The sequence below is a fragment of the Paenibacillus sp. FSL R5-0912 genome (assembly GCF_000758605.1).
GTDB lineage: Bacteria > Bacillota > Bacilli > Paenibacillales > Paenibacillaceae > Paenibacillus_AQ.
In genome coordinates, this window is record NZ_CP009282.1 from 697018 (window position 1) to 716678 (window position 19661).

Consider the following 19661-nt stretch of genomic DNA (forward strand, 5'->3'; position numbering starts at 1 on the left):
TGATACCAGCGCAGCTTTTGTAATATTTAAGCTTGTGTGTATAAGGTTATTCTACCGGCAGAGCCGTTTCCGAAGCTGTGGCATCAGCCAGCATCTGGCGGAGCACCGTCTGCAGGATACCGCCGTTACGGTAGTAGTCGATGTCAACAGTGCTGTCGAGCCGGGCAATGACCGGGAAGTCGAACTGGGTTCCGTCTTCGCGTGTGGCGGTGACGGTCAGCTCCTGACCGGGTAGTACATCGTTGTCGAGACCGGTAATGTCGAAGGTCTCACGTCCGGTCAGGCCCATGCTGCTCCAGCCATGGCCTTCCTGGAACTGCAGCGGCAGTACGCCCATGCCGACGAGATTGCTGCGGTGAATCCGCTCGAAGCTCTCGGCGATGACGGCTTTGACTCCCAGCAGCAACGTGCCCTTGGCGGCCCAGTCACGCGAGCTGCCGGTGCCGTATTCCTTGCCGGCAATGACGATCAGGTTCTGGCCGGCGGACTGGTACAGCATGGATGCGTCATAGATCGACATCACTTCGTCGCTCGGCAGGAAGGTGGTTACCCCGCCTTCGGTTCCCGGAGCAACGGCGTTGCGGATCCGGATGTTGGCGAAGGTACCGCGCATCATCACTTCATGGTTCCCGCGGCGCGAGCCGTAGGAGTTGAAGTCCGCACGTTCTACGCCATGATTACGCAGATATTCTCCGGCCGGACCGGAGGTGGAGATATTCCCGGCTGGTGAGATATGGTCGGTAGTGACGGAATCAGCCAGCAGCGCCAGAACACGCGAGCTGCGGATATCCTTGATGTCGCCGATACCGTCTGCCAGATGCTCGAAGAATGGCGGATTCTGAATATAAGTGGAATTATCGTCCCATTCATACAATTCGCCTTCCGGTACCGGAATGGAATTCCAGCGCTCATTGGCCGTGAAGACATTCTCATATTTGCTGCGGAACATTTCCGGACTGAGCGAGAGTGCTACAGCTTCACGGATCTCGGCAGTAGTAGGCCAGATATCGGCCAGGAAGACAGGCTCGCCCTGCGGATCGTAACCCAGCGGCTCGGTCTTCAGGTCAATATTAACGGTACCAGCGAGCGCATAGGCTACCACAAGCGGCGGTGAAGCCAAATAGTTGGCTTTGACCTGGGCATGTACGCGGCCCTCGAAATTACGGTTGCCGGATATAACAGCGGCAACGGTCATATCATGTTCTGTAATGGCCTGGCTGACTTCATCCGGCAGCGGACCGGAGTTGCCGATACAGGTGGCGCATCCGTATCCGGCCAGATAGAAGCCCAGCGCTTCCAGCGGCTTCAGCAAATTGGCCTTTTGCAGATATTCCGTAACGACCAGCGATCCGGGCGTCAGGCTGCTTTTGACATAACCTGGTTTGGTCAATCCGCGTTCGACAGCCTTCTTGGCGAGCAGTCCTGCTCCAAGCATAACGCTTGGGTTGGAGGTATTCGTACAGCTGGTAATGGCGGCAATTACAACGGCTCCTGTGCTGAGCTTGCTGGTGCTGCCGTTCTTGTGCTGTATTTCCACGACTTCGGCAATCTTCTCATCACTGAGGCCATAGCCGCCCTTGTCAACAGGTGTGCGGATGATGCCTTCAAAGGTTTCTTTCATATGGGTTAGCTCGACCCGGTCCTGCGGACGTTTCGGTCCGGCCAGGCTGGGCACTACAGAGGCAAGATCCAGTTCGATGATATCGCTGAACTGAGGGTCCGGCGTACTTGCGGTGCGGAACATCCCCTGCGCTTTGTAGTAATCGCCTACCAGCTCAACCAGCTCATCCGGGCGTCCGGTGCTGCGCAGATAGGCCAGCGTCTCGTCGTCTACCGGGAAGAAGCCGATGGTTGCTCCATATTCAGGTGCCATATTGGCTACGGTCGCGCGGTCCGCCAGACTGATATTAGCCAGACCAGGACCGTAGAATTCGACAAATTTGCCGACTACGCCTTTCTTGCGCAGCATTTGGGTAACGGTCAGGGCCAGGTCGGTAGCGGTGGCGCCTTCCATCAGACTGCCGGTCAGCTTGAAGCCCACGACATCCGGTGTCACGAAATAGAGCGGCTGGCCGAGCATGCCTGCTTCCGCTTCAATCCCGCCTACACCCCAGCCGACCACGCCAAGACCGTTGATCATTGTGGTGTGGGAGTCCGTTCCAACTAGGGAATCCGGGTATACGACCGTTTCGCCGTCAATAGTCTTGGTAGTGGCTACAGAAGCCAGATACTCCAGGTTAACCTGATGCACAATCCCGGTTGCCGGGGGAACTGCGCGGAAGTTGTTAAAGGCAGTCTGCGCCCAGCGCAGGAAGCGGTAACGTTCCTCGTTGCGCTCGAATTCAACGTTCATATTATATTCCAGTGCGTCGGCAGTTCCGAAGGCATCGACCATAACCGAGTGGTCAATAACCAGGTCAACCGGCACAAGCGGATTAATCTTCTTAGGGTCGCCGCCGGCTTTCTTGACGGTGTCGCGCATTGCGGCAAGATCAACGACTACCGGTACGCCGGTGAAGTCCTGCAATACAATCCGGGCCGGGATGAAAGGGATTTCTTTATTTCGGTCAATGCCGCCGGACCAGCCGGCCAGCTGCTTCACATGCTCTTCTGTAATTGCCCGTCCGTCATACTGGCGGACAGCAGCTTCAAGTAATACCTTAATGGAGAATGGCAGGGATGAAATGTCGCCCACGCCTTGTTCTTCCAGCGAGTTCAAATGATAGTAGCGATAAGTTTTGCCGCCTGATTCCAGGTTCTTAGCCAGTGAGAAATGGTCCTTGCTTGGCATATATGCGCCTCCTCGTTTCATCTGGTGAAACTACATTTCATATTCCTATACTTTAAGTATAACGGTTGCAAAGAGGGGAGTAAAGTTTTTTTTCCTTCTTCATGGAAGGTTTGTAGAGGGTGAAACTGCGCTAAATTAAGCGAAAAAGCCGTTCATTCAGAAAATTTATATGCTTCATGCTGCAAAGCCGTTTCCGCCTATTTCCAGCCATGCCTGGAGCGGATGGTTTCCCGGATTCAATTGTAGTTAAATCGTTCCCGTCCTGTATAGCGGCAGGCAATCCTTCATATATATAGGACTACATAGGACAGCAGCCAACACGGCAAGGGGAAACGGCTATGCCGCCCTAAAAAGGACGGCACAGTTTCAGCGTGAAATAGAAGGATAATTTATAGTGCCGGAGCCTATAAATTCTTATATTTGAACGAAAGGGCGGAGAATGAATGGAGCAGCAGTGGAAGAAAAGTCTCTATGTCTATGTGGATCAGCTGAACAAGGGGCGGGTTGCACCTGGAATTGAACCGCGCCAAACCACAATCAAGGATCCGCGGTTCCTGGACGAACAGCGTACACGCTTCCGCCGTATTGCGCAGTGGTACAGCATGCGGGGAATCACTCCGCTGCGCGGGGAAACAGGCGTCAGGACACTGCGTACCGTGCGGCAGAATCCCGCCGAGGTGGTCGCCGATGTGGCGTTGCACAGCGCATTCTATTATGAGAAGGGCGGAATGACGCACCGCGAGGATGTGATTGAGTCCGAGCGGCTGACCTTTGTGCGGAAAGATGGAGACTGGGAGATAATCAACGTGGAGCGAAGTGTTCCCGAGCGGAATGCTGTGCGCAAAGTGGTGGAGACTGAGCCTGCCTTGCGGCTGTCGCAGTGGGGGGAGGTGCTGCCTGCACCGCGGCCATCCCAGCCGCTGCTGAACCGCAGGGTCCTGCGCGGAGTGAGCAGCGCAAGGGAGGTCCGCTACCGCCGCGAAGAGGCGGCGGCGTATGCCGACCGCTGGTGGAAGGACGGCAATCCGGAGTTCGAGATTTTCGAGGTGGACTGCACGAATTATGTCTCCCAATGTCTCTTTGCAGGGGGAGCACCTATCAACTATACTGGTAAAAGAGAAACGGGCTGGTGGTACAAGGGCTACAATGGGGCACAGGAATGGTGGAGCTTCAGCTGGGCGGTTTCAGACAGCCTGCAGCGTTATTTGAGCGGCAGCCGGAGCAGTGGTCTGCGCGCTGAAGTTGTCGAGCGGCCGGAGCAGCTGATGTTAGGCGATGTGATCCAATACGACTGGGACGGCAACGGACATTACCAGCACAGCACGATTGTTACCGCCTTTGATGCGGGAGGCATGCCGCTGGTGAACGCCCGGACGGTCAGCAGCCGCCACCGCTTCTGGGATTACAAGGATTCCTACGCCTGGACGGACCGCACGGCCTACCGTTTTTTTCATATTAATGACTACTTATAATTCAGAAAGAGGTTAGGGCATGGGGAACGTTAAATTGACCGTAGGACTGGTGTACGGCGGCAAATCCGGAGAGCATGAGGTATCGCTCCAGACGGCTTATGCGGTTATGAACGCTTTTGACTACGATAAATATGAAATTATTCCGTTCTACATTTCCAAACAGGGAGTGTGGAAGGTAGGAGCAGCCCTGGAGGCTCCATTCAGCGGAATTGAAGAGCTTAAGCTGTCCGGAGCTTCCGGTGATATGGGGATGGCCCTGAATGCGTTGTTCAGCGGACTAAGCGGCGGAGATTCCATTGTGGATGTGATGTTCCCGCTGCTGCATGGCACGAACGGGGAAGACGGCACCATCCAGGGGCTGTTCGAAATGGCGAATATTCCGTATATTGGCGCAGGCGTGCTGGCTTCATCGGCGGGTATGGATAAGGTTGTCATGAAGAAGCTATTCGGCGAGGCAGGGCTTGATCAATGTGAATATTGTTATTTCAATGCTGCGAACTGGAACAGCAAAAGCCATGAGCTGATCGTTGGTGTAGAGGATAAGCTGGGGTATCCGGTATTCGTGAAACCGGCCAACCTTGGCTCCAGTGTAGGCATCTCCAAAGCAGCCGACAAAGAAAGTCTGATCAAGGCTGTTGATTACGCGTTCCGTTATGATACCAAGGTCATCATCGAGGAATTCATCGATGCCCGTGAGGTAGAAGTTGCCGTACTTGGCAATGAAGAGCCAGAAGCCTCAGTTCCGGGTGAAATCGTCTCTTCCGGCGAATATTATGATTATGCCGCCAAATACACAGACGGTAAATCGCAGATGCTGATCCCGGCACCTGTCGATCCCGAGGTGGCAGACCGCCTGCGCGAATCGGCATTGCTGGCTTTCAAGGCCATTGAGGGCAGCGGGATTACCCGGGCCGATTTCTTCCTGCGGAAGTCTGACGGCAAAATTCTCATTAATGAAGTGAATACAATGCCCGGCTTCACCCCGTTCAGTATGTATCCTCTGCTGTGGCGTGAGACCGGCGTATCCTATCAGGCGCTGCTGGACCGAATGATCGGGCTCGCGCTGGAGCGGTACCAGTTCAGACAAGGGCTTAAGTACGATAACGAATAATATAGGTGATCGGCGGGAGCATTCCGGCCGGGAAGGAGAGAGAAGCATGGGGTTTCTATCAGAATTCAATTCAGTGTGCAAATTCAAGAATGAACAGGAGCTATATGAGCTGCTGGAGTACGGACGAACCAAAATGGTGAAGCAGGGCTTCCGTGTATACCCGACCGGTCAGAAGGTCATCGCCTACAACCCGGAGAATGTTGCTGTAGCGATCGTCAAGATATCGGCTTCCATAGCTGAAATTAACTTCCAGGGCAATGAGGTTACAGCTGTGGAGATGGATCTGGTACGCAAGCTGAATGAGGAAGAGTCGCGTGTACAGACGGCACTTGCCTACGAAATGTTCTTTGGAGAAGAAGGATGATTGTCCGCTTCGGCTATGTCGCCATGTCTACCGTCATCCCGGACTGCTCACCCTCTAAGACAATGACTATGGCAAGCTTTAACAAGCTGGGCGACCGGGAAGCCGGACTGCGTAAGCTGGAATCAATCGCACGGATTAATCTGCATAATACACTCCGCCTGCTGAAGCATAATGCAGGCTCGGATATTAGGGTCTACCGCCTGACCTCCAAGCTGATTCCGCTGGCTACCCATCCTGATCTGGCGGATTGGCATCCGCTGTCAGCACTGGCGGAGGAGTTCGCTGAGGTGGGCACTTATGTGAAGAGGCACGGCATGCGGGTCAGCTTTCATCCGGACCATTTCACGGTCCTTAGTACTCCGCGTCCAGAGGTCCTCGCAAGCTCGATCCGCGACCTGCAGCATCATGCCGATATGCTTGAGGCCATGGGGTTGCCGGCAACCGCCAAGAGCAATATTCACATAGGCGGTGCTTATGGGGACAAGCCTCTGTCTGCGGCGCGTTTCTGTGAGCAATGCTCCGCGCTGCCGCTTGCACTCCGGGAACGGATGACGCTGGAGAATGACGACAAGACGTTCAATGCGGTGGAGACACTGGAAGTTAGCCGCAGCCTGGGGCTGCCGATGGTGCTGGATATCCATCATCAATGGGTCAACAACGAAGGCGAGCTCCCCTGGGAGCTGTGGCCGGAGATCCAGAAGACATGGACAAGCAGTCTTGCCCTGAAGGATGTCCTGCCCGGGGAAGTACTGCCTCCGAAGATTCATGTCTCCAGCCCGCGCAGCCCGTCCGATCCGCGGAGCCATGCCGACGGCGTGGAGCCGGCTCCGATATTTGCTTTTCTGAAGCGAATCGCCGAAGGTACTCCGGCAGTGGATGTCATGATCGAAGCGAAGCTCAAGGACGGAGCCTTGTTTGGTCTGATGGAGGCCATGAAGGAGCTTGCACAGGGCGGGAACGGAATTACGGTACTAAACGGAGCCAGCGTGAATATACAAGCATAACAGCCAACAAACAAGGGGATTAGGCCTTATTACGGTGCCAATATTGACTTGATAAGTGGGCTGAAATAGGGTACGTTGAATGAAAGTTGAGCAGCAATTTGACGTCCTGCGCGTAACAGCGTTCCATGGGAGAACGATCATGCTCAAAGAAAGCGGAGTGAAGAGATGAGTCCTGTAAGTCCTGATAACCGAAATGAACGGGAACCCTATGTAGTTACAAGCAAGGGACATACGGCGGCGGCAATTAATGCTGCAGCCAAAGCGGGGGAATGGATCAAGAGCAGACAAGGCCAGGTGAAGGAGCTGGGCAGCAAGACATCCGCCCAGGATCTGGTTACGGAGGTCGATAAAGGTGTGGAGCAAATGATCCGCCGGCTGATCCTGACCCATTATCCCGACCATGCCATCCTTGGGGAGGAAGGCGTTCAGCCGGGAGCGGACGCGCTGACTGCTGCCCTGGATGAAGCGCGGGAGCATGAGTATTTGTGGATCGTTGATCCCATTGACGGCACTACCAATTTCGTACACGGATTTCCTTTCTATTGTGTATCTATTGCCCTCGTCGTCAAGGGAGAGCTGACAGTGGGAGTCATTTATGACCCGATCCGTGACGAAATGTTCGTAGCCGAGAAGGGCAAAGGTGCGTATATGCACGGAATTCCTACCGCCGTGTCAGCGGAGGCGGAGCCTGGAAGCAGCCTGATTGCCATGGGCTTCCCGCCGGACCGGGTATTCGCCCAGCCTGCCAATATGGCTGGACTGCAGCAAATTCTGCCTCAGGTGCGCGGCGTTCGCGCCGGCGGTTCGGCAGCGCTGCACCTGGCATATGTTGCGGCAGGCCGGGTGGACGGCTACTGGGAAGTGGGCCTGAGTCCGTGGGACTGTGCGGCAGGTGTGCTGCTGGTACTGGAATCCGGCGGGAAAGTCACTGATACCCAGGGCAATCCCTACGATATCAGTACACGCCATGTAGTGGCGAGCAATGGACGGATACATGATTATCTGGTGAACTCCCTGCAAGCAGCTGACGCCACGGGATTCAAGAAGCAGTAAGGAGGCGGCATTGCCATGAGTGACAATGATGATCTGGAGCGCAGACTGAGTGAGCTTCTGCAGGATGGCGAGATGGAGCAAGACGACAGGCAGGCCAAGGAAATACGCCAGATTTCGCCCAAGTATGAGATCCGGATACAGACTACGCTCGATCCTATAGTCGAAGAAACGCGCCGATACCGCAAAATCGCTTACGAATTGGACAGCCGGTATGATAAATATGTGCAGCGTTCTGATCAAATCAGCGACCCGTCTAGCGCGGGCGGCCATAAGAATTCTACAGAATCCGGCAGCGGAGAGCAGTAAGCCGCAGCGGACCTCAGGAGCGGTTTTCCGATTTATCGGGAAACCGCTCTTTTGCGTAGCGTGGCTGGGTGTTAGAATGGAATTATACTAATGTAGGGGGAATACGATGCTGAAGACATGGAGAAGATTCATATCAGCCGGAACTAGCGGGCTGCTGCTGTTCGCCGTATTGATTAATGTGCATGCAGGCCCTGCCGGTGCCGCTGCAGCAGCTGTTACGCAGGGCTCGGAGCAGGATGTCTTTCGCATCGTGGCACTTGGAGATTCTATTACTGCCGGGTATGAGCCGGGTATGACCGATCCCAATGTGAAGCCGTACGGATACGCCGAGAGATTACTGGAGCAAGGCTGGTATCACGGCAGAAGTACGCTAAGCAATTACGGTATATTAGGCCTGAAGACATCAGGATTGCTTCAGTATACCGCTGCCATCAAAGAGGGTACGGCAACTACTCCTGAGAGTATTCAGCCGGGGTTGCCTGATCCGCGGATTGCCCAGTTTGCCGCTATGACGCCGCAGATTAGAACGGAGCTTGCTGCAGCGGATTTGATTACGATTACTATAGGCGGCAATGATGTCAGCAGTCTGTTTCTGAATGTTAAGACGCTTACGGAGGCTGACTTCACCGCCCAGCTTGCGGAGCGCCTCGCGGCGTACAGCAGCAATGTGAAATCGGCGCTGGATAACATCCGGGCCGTGAATCCCCTGGCAACGATTCTGCTGGCCGATCAATATCAGCCTGCTCCAAGAATTGCCCTGGGCGCTTCATATGACAAGCTGATGAGTGCAGCTGCACAGTTCACAGTAGCGGCTGAGAATATCGCAGCTACCTTGAACCAGGCGGGAGCGCCCGTAAAGGTAGCCCATGTTGCCGCGAAGTTTGCGGGTGTAGAGGGATCGCTCACCCACATTATCGGGGCTGGAGCGGCGGACTTCCATCCGACGCAGCTAGGCTATGAACGGATTGCCACAGTGTTCGCAGAGCTGCAGTGGGGAGGATACCTTACTCCGGCAGCTGCAGTGATGATTTCAGCCGCCGCACCGATGTCAATTGTAGTGAAGGGAACCACACTTAATACGCCCAATAAGCCCATTCTGAAGAATGGACAGAATTTCCTGGCGCTGAAGGACATTCTGAATGCGGTAGGCGCAACCGGTAAATGGGATAACAAAACCTCCAGCGCGACGATTATTTACGGCGGAAGAACCGTGGTGATTACGATTGGCTCGAAGACGATTAAGGTGAACGGAACGGATGTGGCGATTGATACCCCGGCTTTCCTGCAAAAGGTCGGCAAAGAGGATAAAACGTACCTGCCGCTCGCCGCACTCGCTACCGGACTTGGCTTCGATGTGAATTACAGCAGCAAGCTGCGGACAGCTTTCATTAATCCTTAATCCAGCATAATATATCAATATTGCATAATAAAATCAGGCCCGTAAGGCAAAGGTGGATGAACGCAGTTGTCTATTACAAAATATAATGCCGAATATATAATCACGATGGATGATATCGTGCGTGAAGGGGATCCCGTACTCCGTGCGGTAGCAGAACCCGTACAGCTGCCGCTGCAGGAGGAAGACCGCGAAGCGCTGAAGTGTATGATGCAGTTCCTGAAGAACAGCCAGGATGCCGAGATGTCTGCCAAGCATAAGCTCCGTTCAGGGGTAGGCTTATCCGCCAATCAGGTGGGGCTGAAGAAGCGGATGTTCGTGATGTGCCTGAAGGACGATAACGGCAAAAATGTAGAGTATACCTGGGTGAATCCCAAGATCATCAGCCATTCTCTGGCGATGGTATATTTACCGGAGAGCGAAGGCTGCCTGTCCGTGGACCGGCCTGTACACGGCTTTGTGCCACGGTATGAGACCGTGAAGGTTCGGGGGTTTGATCTGAACGGTCAGGTGATTACCCAGAAATTCAAGGGTTATCAGGCGATCGTGATTCAGCATGAGATGGATCATCTGGACGGGATCATGTTCTATGACCGGATTAATCAGCAGAATCCGTTTAAGCTTCCGCAGGATGTGGAAATCCGCAGCCTGTATGAACAGAAGAGCAAGGGGTAATGATGGATATTCAAGGATTGCCGCTAACCCTTCTATATACAGGATTGGCACTAGTCATTGCGCTGGTTTTTGTCTACAGGATTAGAAAAGGTACATTCCACGAGCACATCATGGCGGAAGTGGCCATCGTTGTAAGTTATGTGGTTGTCGCTATTGCGGGAGGCAGTATGCCGCTCGCTGTAAGGCTGGTGACCCCGCTCGCGGTTGCTGCGCTGTTCATGTATGGACAGCGCAAGAGCGGCGGGAGCTGATCATTTCAACCCTGAAATCGGGAGTGAAGCGGTATGGAGTGGAACAGAATAGCTATAAGAGGCTTGCAGAATGTATACAACGATGAAGCGAAGAAGATTGATGAGCAGATTCTAAGACTAGTGCAGCAGAGGAAGTCAGTCGCAGAAGGACAACAGCTGTTTCCGGATCCGGAGCTGATGCAGCAATGGTCCAATGATCTGGGGCTGGAGCTTTCGGAAATATCGCTTGTACTGGGCAGCTTGAATCAATCAGTGCCCAGACGTCACTTTTGGGAAGAGCCGGGTGAATTGCGCGGAGTGCTTCCGATCATGAAGACAACACGGGATGGGGATTTTGAATATGCGCTCACTCATTCCATGCAATATGAGAACCTGAGTATTCTTTCGGTCGAGATCAAGTGCCTGACAGCGTCCGTAGAAAGCGTCAGCATCGAAGCCCCTCTTACACTCGCAATTCTGGGAGAGGCTGAATATGAGGTGCAGATGCATGGTGGCCGGGGCGGCGGTGCCCAGGTAGAGATGCGGTTTTTAATTTGGCCCCCGCTCCCGGAAGCGCTGGATTCCATTGAATTCTCACTGGTCCCTGACGGCAGAGGACTTAGACGTCCGCGTCATAAGGAGGTCACTCTGGACAAGCGGATTGATTTCTAAGGAAGCTGTACGGTATATTGGGTGTGAAAAGAGGCTGGCCCCATTGGGGCCAGCCTCTTTATCTAGAGTTTCTTACAGCTGTTGCTGCTCCGCCGCCATAGCCGAGAACGAGGCCTCTGCTGCCTCCAGCGTAATATCGATGTCGGCGTCCGTATGGGCAGTGGTCAGGAACCACGCTTCATATTTGGAAGGCGCCAGATTAATGCCGCGGTTCAGCATATGGCGGAAGAAGCTGGCGAACATTTCACCGTCGGTATCCTGCGCTTCATCATAATTGGTAATCGGATGGCTACAGAAATGCGTAGAGAATGCACCGCGTATCCGGTTGATGGTCAATGGAATACCGTGCCGTCCGGCAGATTCCTGCAGCCCTTCGGTCAGGCGGATAGCGAGCCGTTCCATCTCATTATAGACACCCTCGGCACTCAGCACCTCAAGGCAGGCAATCCCAGCCGAGATCGAGGCTGGGTTACCAGCCATCGTTCCGGCCTGATATGCCGGACCCAGCGGAGCGACCTGCTCCATGACATGCTTACGTCCGCCGTAAGCGCCGATAGGCAGCCCGCCGCCGATGATTTTGCCCAGTGCGGTCAGATCGGGAATGATATCCTCATGGCCCTCAAGACCTGCATAAGTCTGGGTGGAGCCGTAATGGAAACGGAAAGCGGTGATGACCTCATCGTAAATGACAAGCGAGCCGTTCTCATGCGTCAGCTTGCACAGGCCTTCGAGGAAACCAGGATGCGGCATGACCATGCCGAAGTTACCGACAATCGGCTCGACCATAACGGCAGCCACATCTTCACCCCACTGCTCAAGCGCCTCGCGTAGCCCGTCCAGATCATTGAAGGGTACAGTGATGACTTCCTGGGCGATGCTGGCCGGAACGCCTGCACTGTCCGGGATGCCCAGCGTAGACGGTCCAGAGCCTGCAGCTACAAGCACAAGATCAGAGTGGCCGTGGTAGCAGCCTGCGAACTTGATAATCTTGCTGCGCTTCGTGTAGGCGCGTGCTACTCGGATCGTTGTCATGACGGCTTCTGTACCGGAGTTGACGAAGCGTACCTTGTCCATGGAGGGGATAGCTTCCTTCAGCATTTTGGCCAGCCTGATTTCAAGCTGGGTCGGCGTGCCATAGAGCAGTCCGTTCTGTGCAGCCTCTGTAATGGCAGCGGTGATATGCGGGTGGGCATGTCCGGTAATGATCGGGCCATAGGCGGCCAGATAATCAATATATTCATTGCCGTCCTCGTCCCAGAAGCGGGCGCCTCTTGCGCGTTTCATGAATACGGGGGCACCACCGCCTACGGCCTTGAAGGAACGGGAGGGGCTGTTGACGCCTCCAACGATATGCTGCAGAGCTTCCTGGTATAAATGTTCTGATGTGCTGCGGTTCATGGAATAACATCCTTTCGTATGTCGGAGGCGCAAGGGAACGGGCGAACAGGCGGTGTATCCCGCTGTCCGCCCGCCCCAGTGTGCCAAGCATGGTTATATTGTATTCTAGTTAGATCCAGGTGTAGCGGAAGGGCTGCTGCCCGGGGAAGCCTCTGCTTCAGGAGTCGGAGTAGGATCCGGCGCAGTGACTGTATCCTGCACGAACTGCTGCAGATCTTCATCACTGGTGAAGCCGATGACCTGGGAGCCATCCTTGGTGGTTTTCTCTCGGATCAGCTCCATCGGCGGGATTTGCGCACTGCCTCCCATGGAGCTGTCATAGCCAACGCTACCCAGCTTCCACATATCACTTAACGTAAGATTGGTATCAATATAAGGCGTAACCTCTGACAGAATCGTGGGCAGCTTAATAATAGAAGTGGTACTGATCACCTTGTCCGCCACGGCCTTGAGGAATCCGCGCTGGCGTTCCGTCCGGGTGAAATCGGAAGTGGCGTCATGGCGGAAGCGCACGTACTGCAGCGCCATATTGCCATCCAGGTGCTGGAAGCCTTTTTTGAGATCGATATCGAACTCCGGCCCGTCCGCTTTGGAAGTATAGTGCATGTCTTTCTCAACCTCATAGTCGACACCGCCAACGGCATCTACAAGCTTCATGAAGCCCTGGAAATCGGTATACACATAATATTGAATCGGGATGCCGAGCAGGTCGCTTACCGTCTGCATCGCCGTATTGGGTCCATAGGTAATTGCAGCATTGATCCGCTGTGTCCCGTGGTCAGGGATAGGGATATAAGTATCGCGAAGAATAGAGAACACATAGAATTTTTTCTTGACCGGGTCTAGTGAGGCAACCAGCATGGTATCCGAACGTGGAACCTCGCCTTTCTTCACCCCGCGCGCATCGACACCCATAAGCAGGATGTTCACAGGCTCTGTACCTTCCCATTCAGGGGGCTGAACAGTTTCCGCCGAGGCTGTTGGCACATTGACAAACGGAGAATCTTCACCTGTCTTGTGCAGGTTGTCCAGCTGGTTGTAGATCGCGGTGAAATAATAAACCAGACCTCCGATAATTAGAAGGAGTATGATTGCCAGAGTCCAGAGCAACGTCTTCTTTTTTGATTTGCCGGCTTTTGCGTGCCGGTTCTTTCTTGGCGGCATTTCGTTCTTCCTTTCCGGTTCACATTCTCTACATTATAATTTCTTTTGGGAATACACGCAATTTCCGAATCATCAGCCATATCCATAAGGAGTGAACATTAAATGAATATCAAGCTTGGACAAGCGGTCCCGGACTTCAAGCTCCCCGCTTCCACAGGGCAGGAAATTAGCTTAAGCCAGTATCGCGGCAGGAAAGTCCTGCTCTACTTCTATCCCAAGAATATGACACCCGCCTGCACGCAGGAAGCCTGCGACTTCCGTGATGCCCATGACAGGGTTACAGCCCATGGAGCGGTCCTGCTGGGAATCAGCTCCGATAATCTCGCCTCACACGGCAAATTTATCGCGAAGAACGGTTTGCCATTTCCGCTGCTCTCCGATGAGGAGCATAAGGTCAGCGAATTATTCGGAGTATGGCAGCTGAAGAAGCTCTACGGCAAAGAATTTATGGGCATTGTGCGCTCCACCTTCCTGATTGACGAAGAAGGAATTCTGCGTGCGGAATGGAGAAAAGTCCGGGTCAAGGGCCATGTGGAGGCAGCATTAGAACAAATCGTGAAATAATTAAGTATGCTGGGAGTTAATTGTATTTGTCTGTTACTTTTTTAACAGCTTTGGTCAGCCTCTCTCATGATATAGTTGCCTCATATTACTTCAAATTTGGAGCAAGGCATGGGGGATGGCATGAAAATACTGCGTATTGGGCTTGACGTCGGATCAACTACGGCCAAATTGGTTGTTATGCAGCGGGATACAATTATTTATCAAGATTATGTGCGTCATTTCAGCGATATAAAAAAAGCAGCGCTATCGCTCCTGTCCGATGTACAGGACCGGTTCCCGGATAGCGAAGCGGCACTCACTGTAAGCGGCTCCTCCGGTTTATCACTATCTAAACTGGGGGAGATTCCTTTTGTCCAGGAGGTCATTGCCTGTACCAAGGCGATCAGCGAACGGATTCCGCAGTGCGATACAGCGATTGAGCTTGGCGGTGAAGATGCCAAGATTATCTATCTAAGCGGCGGCATAGAGCAGCGGATGAATACCGCCTGCGCAGGCGGTACCGGAGCCTTTATCGATCAGATGGCCTCGCTGCTGCAGACAGATCCCGGCGGGCTCAATGAGCTTGCAGTGAAGCATGAGCGGATCTATCCAATCGCTTCACGCTGCGGGGTATTTGCCAAGAGTGATGTGCAGCCGCTGCTTAATGAAGGAGCACGCCGCGAGGATGTGGCAGCCTCCATCTTCCAGAGCATTGTGAACCAGACGATCAGCGGACTTGCCTGCGGCCGGCCGATCCGCGGCCGTGTGGCTTTTCTGGGCGGACCGCTGACGTTCTTGTCTGCACTCCGCGACCGTTTTGCGGATACGCTGGGACTTAAGGAAGGCGATATACTGTTCCCGGAGCATTCACAATATTTTGTAGCGATCGGTTCGGCGCTTGCGCAGTCTGACCCCCTATTCCTGCCGCTATCCGGCTGGATCTCGCGGATTGCTTCCGTGGACTTCTCGCTGGACCGTGCGGAGGATGCTGAGCTGGCACCGCTGTTTGAGACTCCGGATGATCTGGCGCAGTTCAGACTCCGCCACGGCCAAGCGACGGCACCGCGTTCGGAGCTGTCCGCCTATCGCGGACCTGTTTATCTCGGCATTGATGCCGGCTCTACAACGACAAAGCTGGTGGTTACCGGCTCGGCGGATGAGATTCTATACACCTCGTACGGAAGCAATAAAGGCAACCCGCTGCAGTCTGTCACGGATGCGCTGAAGGCAATCTACCGGATTCTTCCGGAGAGCTGCTACATCGCCGGAGCTTATGCTACCGGTTACGGCGAGGGATTGGTCAAGGCCGCGCTGCGGACAGACGGCGGCGAAGTGGAGACGGTAGCGCATTATAAAGCGGCCTCCAAATTCATGCCGGAAGTAGACTTTATCCTCGATATCGGCGGCCAGGATATGAAATGCATCAAGATCCGCGGCGGCGCTATCGACAGCCTGATGCTTAATGAAGCCTGCTCGGCAGGCTGCGGCTCCTTCCTGGAGAGCTTCGCTTCTGCGCTGGAGCTCGGCATTGAGGAGTTCGCCCAATCGGCGCTCCAATCCGTCAAGCCGGTGAACCTCGGTTCCCGCTGCACAGTGTTCATGAATTCCAAGGTGAAGCAGGTACAGAAGGAAGGCGCGTCCCTGGCGGATCTCTCGGCCGGACTTGCCTATTCAGTTATCAAGAATGCCCTGCAAAAGGTAATCAAAATCCGCAATCCGGAGGATTTGGGCCGCAACATCATTGTTCAGGGCGGTACTTTCTACAATGAAGCTGTACTGCGGGCCTTCGAGCAGCTGACCGGGAGAACCGTGGTCAGACCTGATATTGCCGGCGTTATGGGCGCCTACGGCTGTGCGCTGATTGCCAAAGAACAGGCTCGCCCAGAAGGGATTAGCACTATTCTGGGACCCGAAGAGCTGGAGACATTCCAATACTCAGTCTCTCCCGGCCGCTGCAGCCGCTGCGCCAATAACTGCGCGCTCACAATCAGCCGCTTCCCGGACAAGAGCTTTCACGTGACCGGGAACCGCTGCGAGCGCGGGGCAGGCGGCAAGAAAGAGAAGAATACGCTGCCGAATCTGATGCAGTATAAATATGAACGATTCTTCGATTATGAGGGATTGCCTGAAGAAGCGGCGGTACGGGGCACGGTTGGAATTCCGCGGACGATGAATATGTTCGAGAATTATCCGTTCTGGCATACCTTCTTCACCTCTCTGCGCTACCGGACCGTACTGTCTCCGAAATCCAGCAAGAAGCTGTATGAGAGCGGGATGGATACCATCCCTTCGGAATCGATCTGTTATCCGGCGAAGATGGCTCACGGACATGTCCAGAGTCTGATTGGGAAAGGCGTTGATTTCATCTTCTATCCTGCGGTAGTCTTTGAGAAGAAGGAAGATGAAGCGGCCCAGAATCATTTCAATTGCCCGGTAGTTGCCTCCTATCCGGAGGTTATCCGCAACAATATGGATGGTCTGAAGGAGCAGGGGGTTCCTCTTGTCAGTCCATTTCTGACCTTTGATGATATTCCGGCGCTGACGCGGGTGCTGGTGAAGACCTTTGCCGATGTTCCCAAGGAGGAGATCGCTGCAGCTGTACAGGCGGGACTTGCTGAAGCTGATCGGGCGAAGAATGATGTGCGTACGAAGGGTGAAGAAACGCTGGTCTTCCTCACGGAGACGGGGACGAAGGGGATTCTGCTCTGCGGTCATCCCTACCATGCTGATCCGGAGATCAATCACGGCATAGCCGATATGATCACCGGCATGGGTCTTGCTGTGCTGACCGAGGATTCGGTCTGCCATCTGGACCACAGTGAAGGAGACGTAGGCGTAGTCAACCAATGGACCTACCATGCGCGGATGTACCGTGCGGCCCGGCTGGCTGCGGGAAGAAACGATCTGGAGCTTGTCCAGCTGACTTCTTTTGGCTGCGGTATTGATGCGATCACCTGCGATGCCGTTCAGGAGATTATGGAACGTCACAACAAGGTCTATACGCTGATTAAGATTGATGAGATCAGCAATCTGGGGGCAGCGCGTATACGTCTTCGTTCCTTGCAGGCAGCTATGCGTGAGCGGGAGAAGGGGGATGTGCAGCCTCAGCTGCTATACAAGACGCAGGCAAATATGCCGTTCACGAAGGAAATGAAGGAAACCTATACCATTCTGGCTCCGCAGATGTCACCGATCCATTTCGAGTTGTTTGAACGGGTGTTCCAGGATGCAGGTTATCGTCTGAAAATTCTGGAATCAACCGGACCGCAGGAGACCGAGGAAGGCCTAAGGTACGTGAACAACGATGCCTGTTATCCGGCGATTGTAACCATTGGGCAGATGCTGTCTGCGCTGAAGAGCGGGGAATACGATCCGGACCGGACTGCCGTGATCATGTCACAGACCGGCGGCGGCTGCCGGGCGACCAATTATATCTCCCTGCTGCGCAAGGCACTGAAGGATTCGAATCTGGGGCAGATTCCGGTCATTTCGCTGAATGCATCCGGAATGGAGAATCAGCCGGGCTTCCGGATCAGCCTGAAGCTGGCGAACCGCCTGATTGCTGCGGCCTGCTACGGTGATCTGATGATGCGTCTCCTGCACCGCTTCAGACCGTATGAGACCGTTCCGGGAAGCGCCGGAGCCTTATTCCGCAGAGGAATGGAGCGCTGCAAGAAAAGCCTCTCAAACTTCTCGTTCCGTGAGTACAAGCGGCTGTGCCGTGAGATCGTTGCTGAGTTCTCCCGGCTCGCGGTCAACCCGGCAGTGAAGCCGAAGGTGGGCATTGTCGGTGAAATACTGATCAAGTTCCATCCCGATGCCAATAACCACATTATCGAGATGATTGAGGCAGAAGGCGGAGAGGCTGTAATGCCGGATTTCCTGGACTTCATTTTCTATTGTGTCTATAATCCGATCTACAAAGCCGAGCAATTCGGCAAAAGCAAACGGCTGGGATATATTAATCCCATGCTGATCTCGTATCTGGAGATTTACCGCAAGCCGGTCAAAGTGGCACTGGAGCAAGCCGGACTGGCCAAAGGCCGGGAGAATATTTATGGGCTGGCCGAGAAAGCAGGCCGCCTGGTCTCTGTAGGCAACCAGATGGGCGAAGGCTGGTTCCTGACAGCGGAGATGATGGATCTGCTGGATAATGGCGTGAACAATATCGCCTGTATTCAGCCATTTGCCTGCCTGCCGAATCATATTACCGGCCGGGGCATGATTAAAGGTCTGAAGGAGCTGTATCCGGGCGCGAATATCGTTGCTATCGACTATGATGCCGGGGTCAGCGTCGTGAATCAGGCTAACCGGATCAAGCTGATGATGTCAATTGCCAGCGGGCTAGAGAGCGGTAAACAACCGTCAGCAGAGGAAGTCGCACGGCTGCAGCCTACTTTAACTGGCACTGTGGGCTGCGGGGTATAAGCTCAGTTATGGTGACAACCCTGCATATGCCAAAGAGCGGACCGGATTAACCTCCGGCCCGCTCTTTTGCGATTCATCCGCTTTCTGTGGCGAAGATCACGTAACTCGTCATAAATTCCTGCCCATTGCTAAAGAAGCAAGTGTAAGGCCTCCGCCAATCCCGCAGCGAATGACCGTAATATGAAGGGTTGTTCTCTTAAGGCGGTTTATATAGTTTACCTCTGCAGCTTCTGCTTCACGCGCATCGCTTTGTTAAGATGGACGAAATTATGCCGTGTGGCAGGCATCAGCACCAGTCCGGCAAGGGTCTTGCCGCTCCAGTAATCGAGCAGCCATTGCTCGGTTTCCAGGACGGCTTTTTCCTTCAGCACCCTGCTGAACTGCGCCGGAGTGGCTTTGCGTCCGAATTGCCCCGGCTGCACAGCGGAAAGGATGGAGCGTGTTCTGATTGCTACAGCACGCCGGTATGCCGCTAATGCCCCGATATTCACCTCGGCACTGAATGCAGCCACTTCCTGATCATTCATTCCATTACCGGAGTGGATGAACGGGGTCTGCAGGCTTTCTGCATAGTGCTCTGAATGAAGCACCTGCGCATGGTCTGCACCAAGGATGTTCATGGTGATGTCCTCGATCCGCGCGCTGTGCCATATATGCCAGACTATAGAGTTACGGCTGCCGGGTGTATGTACAGGATAGCTGCGCAAAGTTGGCTCTAACAGATTATTCCATAAAGAATCCTCGAGACTAGGCTGTTCCCCGCTGCTTATGTCTGCAGTATACAGGGCTGAATGCAGCTTCAGGAATAAAGCAACAGCTTCAGCATGCGCTTCAGGCTTTACGATGATCCCCGACAAAAGCTTATGGTCCCCGCTCCAGCTCTTACGTTGTTGCTCCAGACTCATTTGATTTCCCCGCTTTCTGTGTGGTTTATATTTTGGACCCGGGAAGTCCACAATAAACGCAAACTTTTGCCGGCGGCATCCCGGAAGGAGTGAAAGAATAATTACTTTTTCAGAAAATTTCTGCAAGTTATTGACGAATAAATAGGTAA

At 54.0% G+C, this 19661-nt stretch carries 16 protein-coding genes; 12 read left to right on the forward strand and 4 right to left on the reverse strand.

Features of this window, described 5'->3' with window-relative positions:
* Positions 1–46: 46 nt before the first annotated feature.
* Positions 47–2791, reverse strand: a complete 2745-nt coding sequence (gene acnA, locus R50912_RS03080) for an aconitate hydratase AcnA (protein WP_042232361.1) — start codon at positions 2789–2791, stop codon at positions 47–49.
* A gap of 443 nt (positions 2792–3234) precedes the next feature.
* Here acnA and R50912_RS03085 point away from each other — a divergent pair, with 443 nt between their 5' ends.
* The 10 genes from R50912_RS03085 (at position 3235) to R50912_RS03130 (ending at position 11074) form a co-directional block, all read left to right on the forward strand.
* On the forward strand, positions 3235–4263 hold the full coding sequence (locus R50912_RS03085; RefSeq protein ID WP_042232363.1) for an amidase domain-containing protein: 1029 nt from the start codon (positions 3235–3237) through the stop codon (positions 4261–4263).
* Between the two features lie 19 nt (positions 4264–4282).
* Positions 4283–5374 (forward strand): D-alanine--D-alanine ligase, encoded by a 1092-nt coding sequence (locus tag R50912_RS03090; protein ID WP_042232367.1) that lies wholly within the window; start codon positions 4283–4285, stop codon positions 5372–5374.
* 46 nt (positions 5375–5420) lie between these two features.
* Complete coding sequence (locus tag R50912_RS03095; RefSeq protein WP_042232370.1) at positions 5421–5738, forward strand: hypothetical protein; 318 nt, start codon at positions 5421–5423, stop codon at positions 5736–5738.
* Positions 5735–6742: a UV DNA damage repair endonuclease UvsE gene (gene uvsE / locus R50912_RS03100; RefSeq protein WP_042232373.1), complete on the forward strand. Its 1008-nt coding sequence runs from the start codon at positions 5735–5737 to the stop codon at positions 6740–6742. The genes R50912_RS03095 and uvsE overlap by 4 nt, the downstream gene beginning before the upstream one ends.
* Before the next feature lie 165 nt (positions 6743–6907).
* On the forward strand, positions 6908–7795 hold the full coding sequence (locus R50912_RS03105) for an inositol monophosphatase family protein (protein ID WP_039308641.1): 888 nt from the start codon (positions 6908–6910) through the stop codon (positions 7793–7795).
* A 15-nt stretch (positions 7796–7810) separates the two neighbouring features.
* On the forward strand, positions 7811–8101 hold the full coding sequence (locus tag R50912_RS03110) for a hypothetical protein (protein ID WP_042232376.1): 291 nt from the start codon (positions 7811–7813) through the stop codon (positions 8099–8101).
* A 106-nt stretch (positions 8102–8207) separates the two neighbouring features.
* Positions 8208–9500, forward strand: a complete 1293-nt coding sequence (locus tag R50912_RS03115) for a stalk domain-containing protein (RefSeq protein ID WP_042232377.1) — start codon at positions 8208–8210, stop codon at positions 9498–9500.
* A 72-nt stretch (positions 9501–9572) separates the two neighbouring features.
* On the forward strand, positions 9573–10172 hold the full coding sequence (gene def / locus R50912_RS03120; RefSeq protein ID WP_042241448.1) for a peptide deformylase: 600 nt from the start codon (positions 9573–9575) through the stop codon (positions 10170–10172).
* Positions 10172–10423, forward strand: coding sequence for a hypothetical protein (locus R50912_RS03125; RefSeq protein WP_042232379.1), 252 nt, complete (start codon positions 10172–10174; stop codon positions 10421–10423). Before def ends, R50912_RS03125 begins: the two co-directional genes overlap by 1 nt.
* Positions 10424–10456: 33 nt before the next feature.
* Positions 10457–11074 (forward strand): hypothetical protein, encoded by a 618-nt coding sequence (locus R50912_RS03130; RefSeq protein ID WP_042232381.1) that lies wholly within the window; start codon positions 10457–10459, stop codon positions 11072–11074.
* 72 nt (positions 11075–11146) lie between these two features.
* On the opposite strand, the gene R50912_RS03135 is transcribed toward R50912_RS03130, so the two are convergent.
* Both R50912_RS03135 and R50912_RS03140 read right to left on the reverse strand, forming a co-directional pair.
* Positions 11147–12472: a glutamate-1-semialdehyde 2,1-aminomutase gene (locus R50912_RS03135; RefSeq protein WP_042232384.1), complete on the reverse strand. Its 1326-nt coding sequence runs from the start codon at positions 12470–12472 to the stop codon at positions 11147–11149.
* A gap of 105 nt (positions 12473–12577) precedes the next feature.
* Positions 12578–13636, reverse strand: a complete 1059-nt coding sequence (locus R50912_RS03140; RefSeq protein ID WP_042232387.1) for an LCP family protein — start codon at positions 13634–13636, stop codon at positions 12578–12580.
* Positions 13637–13738: 102 nt separating this feature from the next.
* Here R50912_RS03140 and bcp point away from each other — a divergent pair, with 102 nt between their 5' ends.
* Positions 13739–14200, forward strand: a complete 462-nt coding sequence (gene bcp / locus R50912_RS03145; RefSeq protein WP_042232388.1) for a thioredoxin-dependent thiol peroxidase — start codon at positions 13739–13741, stop codon at positions 14198–14200.
* A 120-nt stretch (positions 14201–14320) separates the two neighbouring features.
* Complete coding sequence (locus R50912_RS03150) at positions 14321–18607, forward strand: 2-hydroxyacyl-CoA dehydratase (protein WP_052416818.1); 4287 nt, start codon at positions 14321–14323, stop codon at positions 18605–18607.
* Positions 18608–18822: 215 nt separating this feature from the next.
* On the opposite strand, the gene R50912_RS03155 is transcribed toward R50912_RS03150, so the two are convergent.
* Complete coding sequence (locus R50912_RS03155; protein ID WP_042232390.1) at positions 18823–19512, reverse strand: hypothetical protein; 690 nt, start codon at positions 19510–19512, stop codon at positions 18823–18825.
* Positions 19513–19661 lie beyond the last annotated feature (149 nt).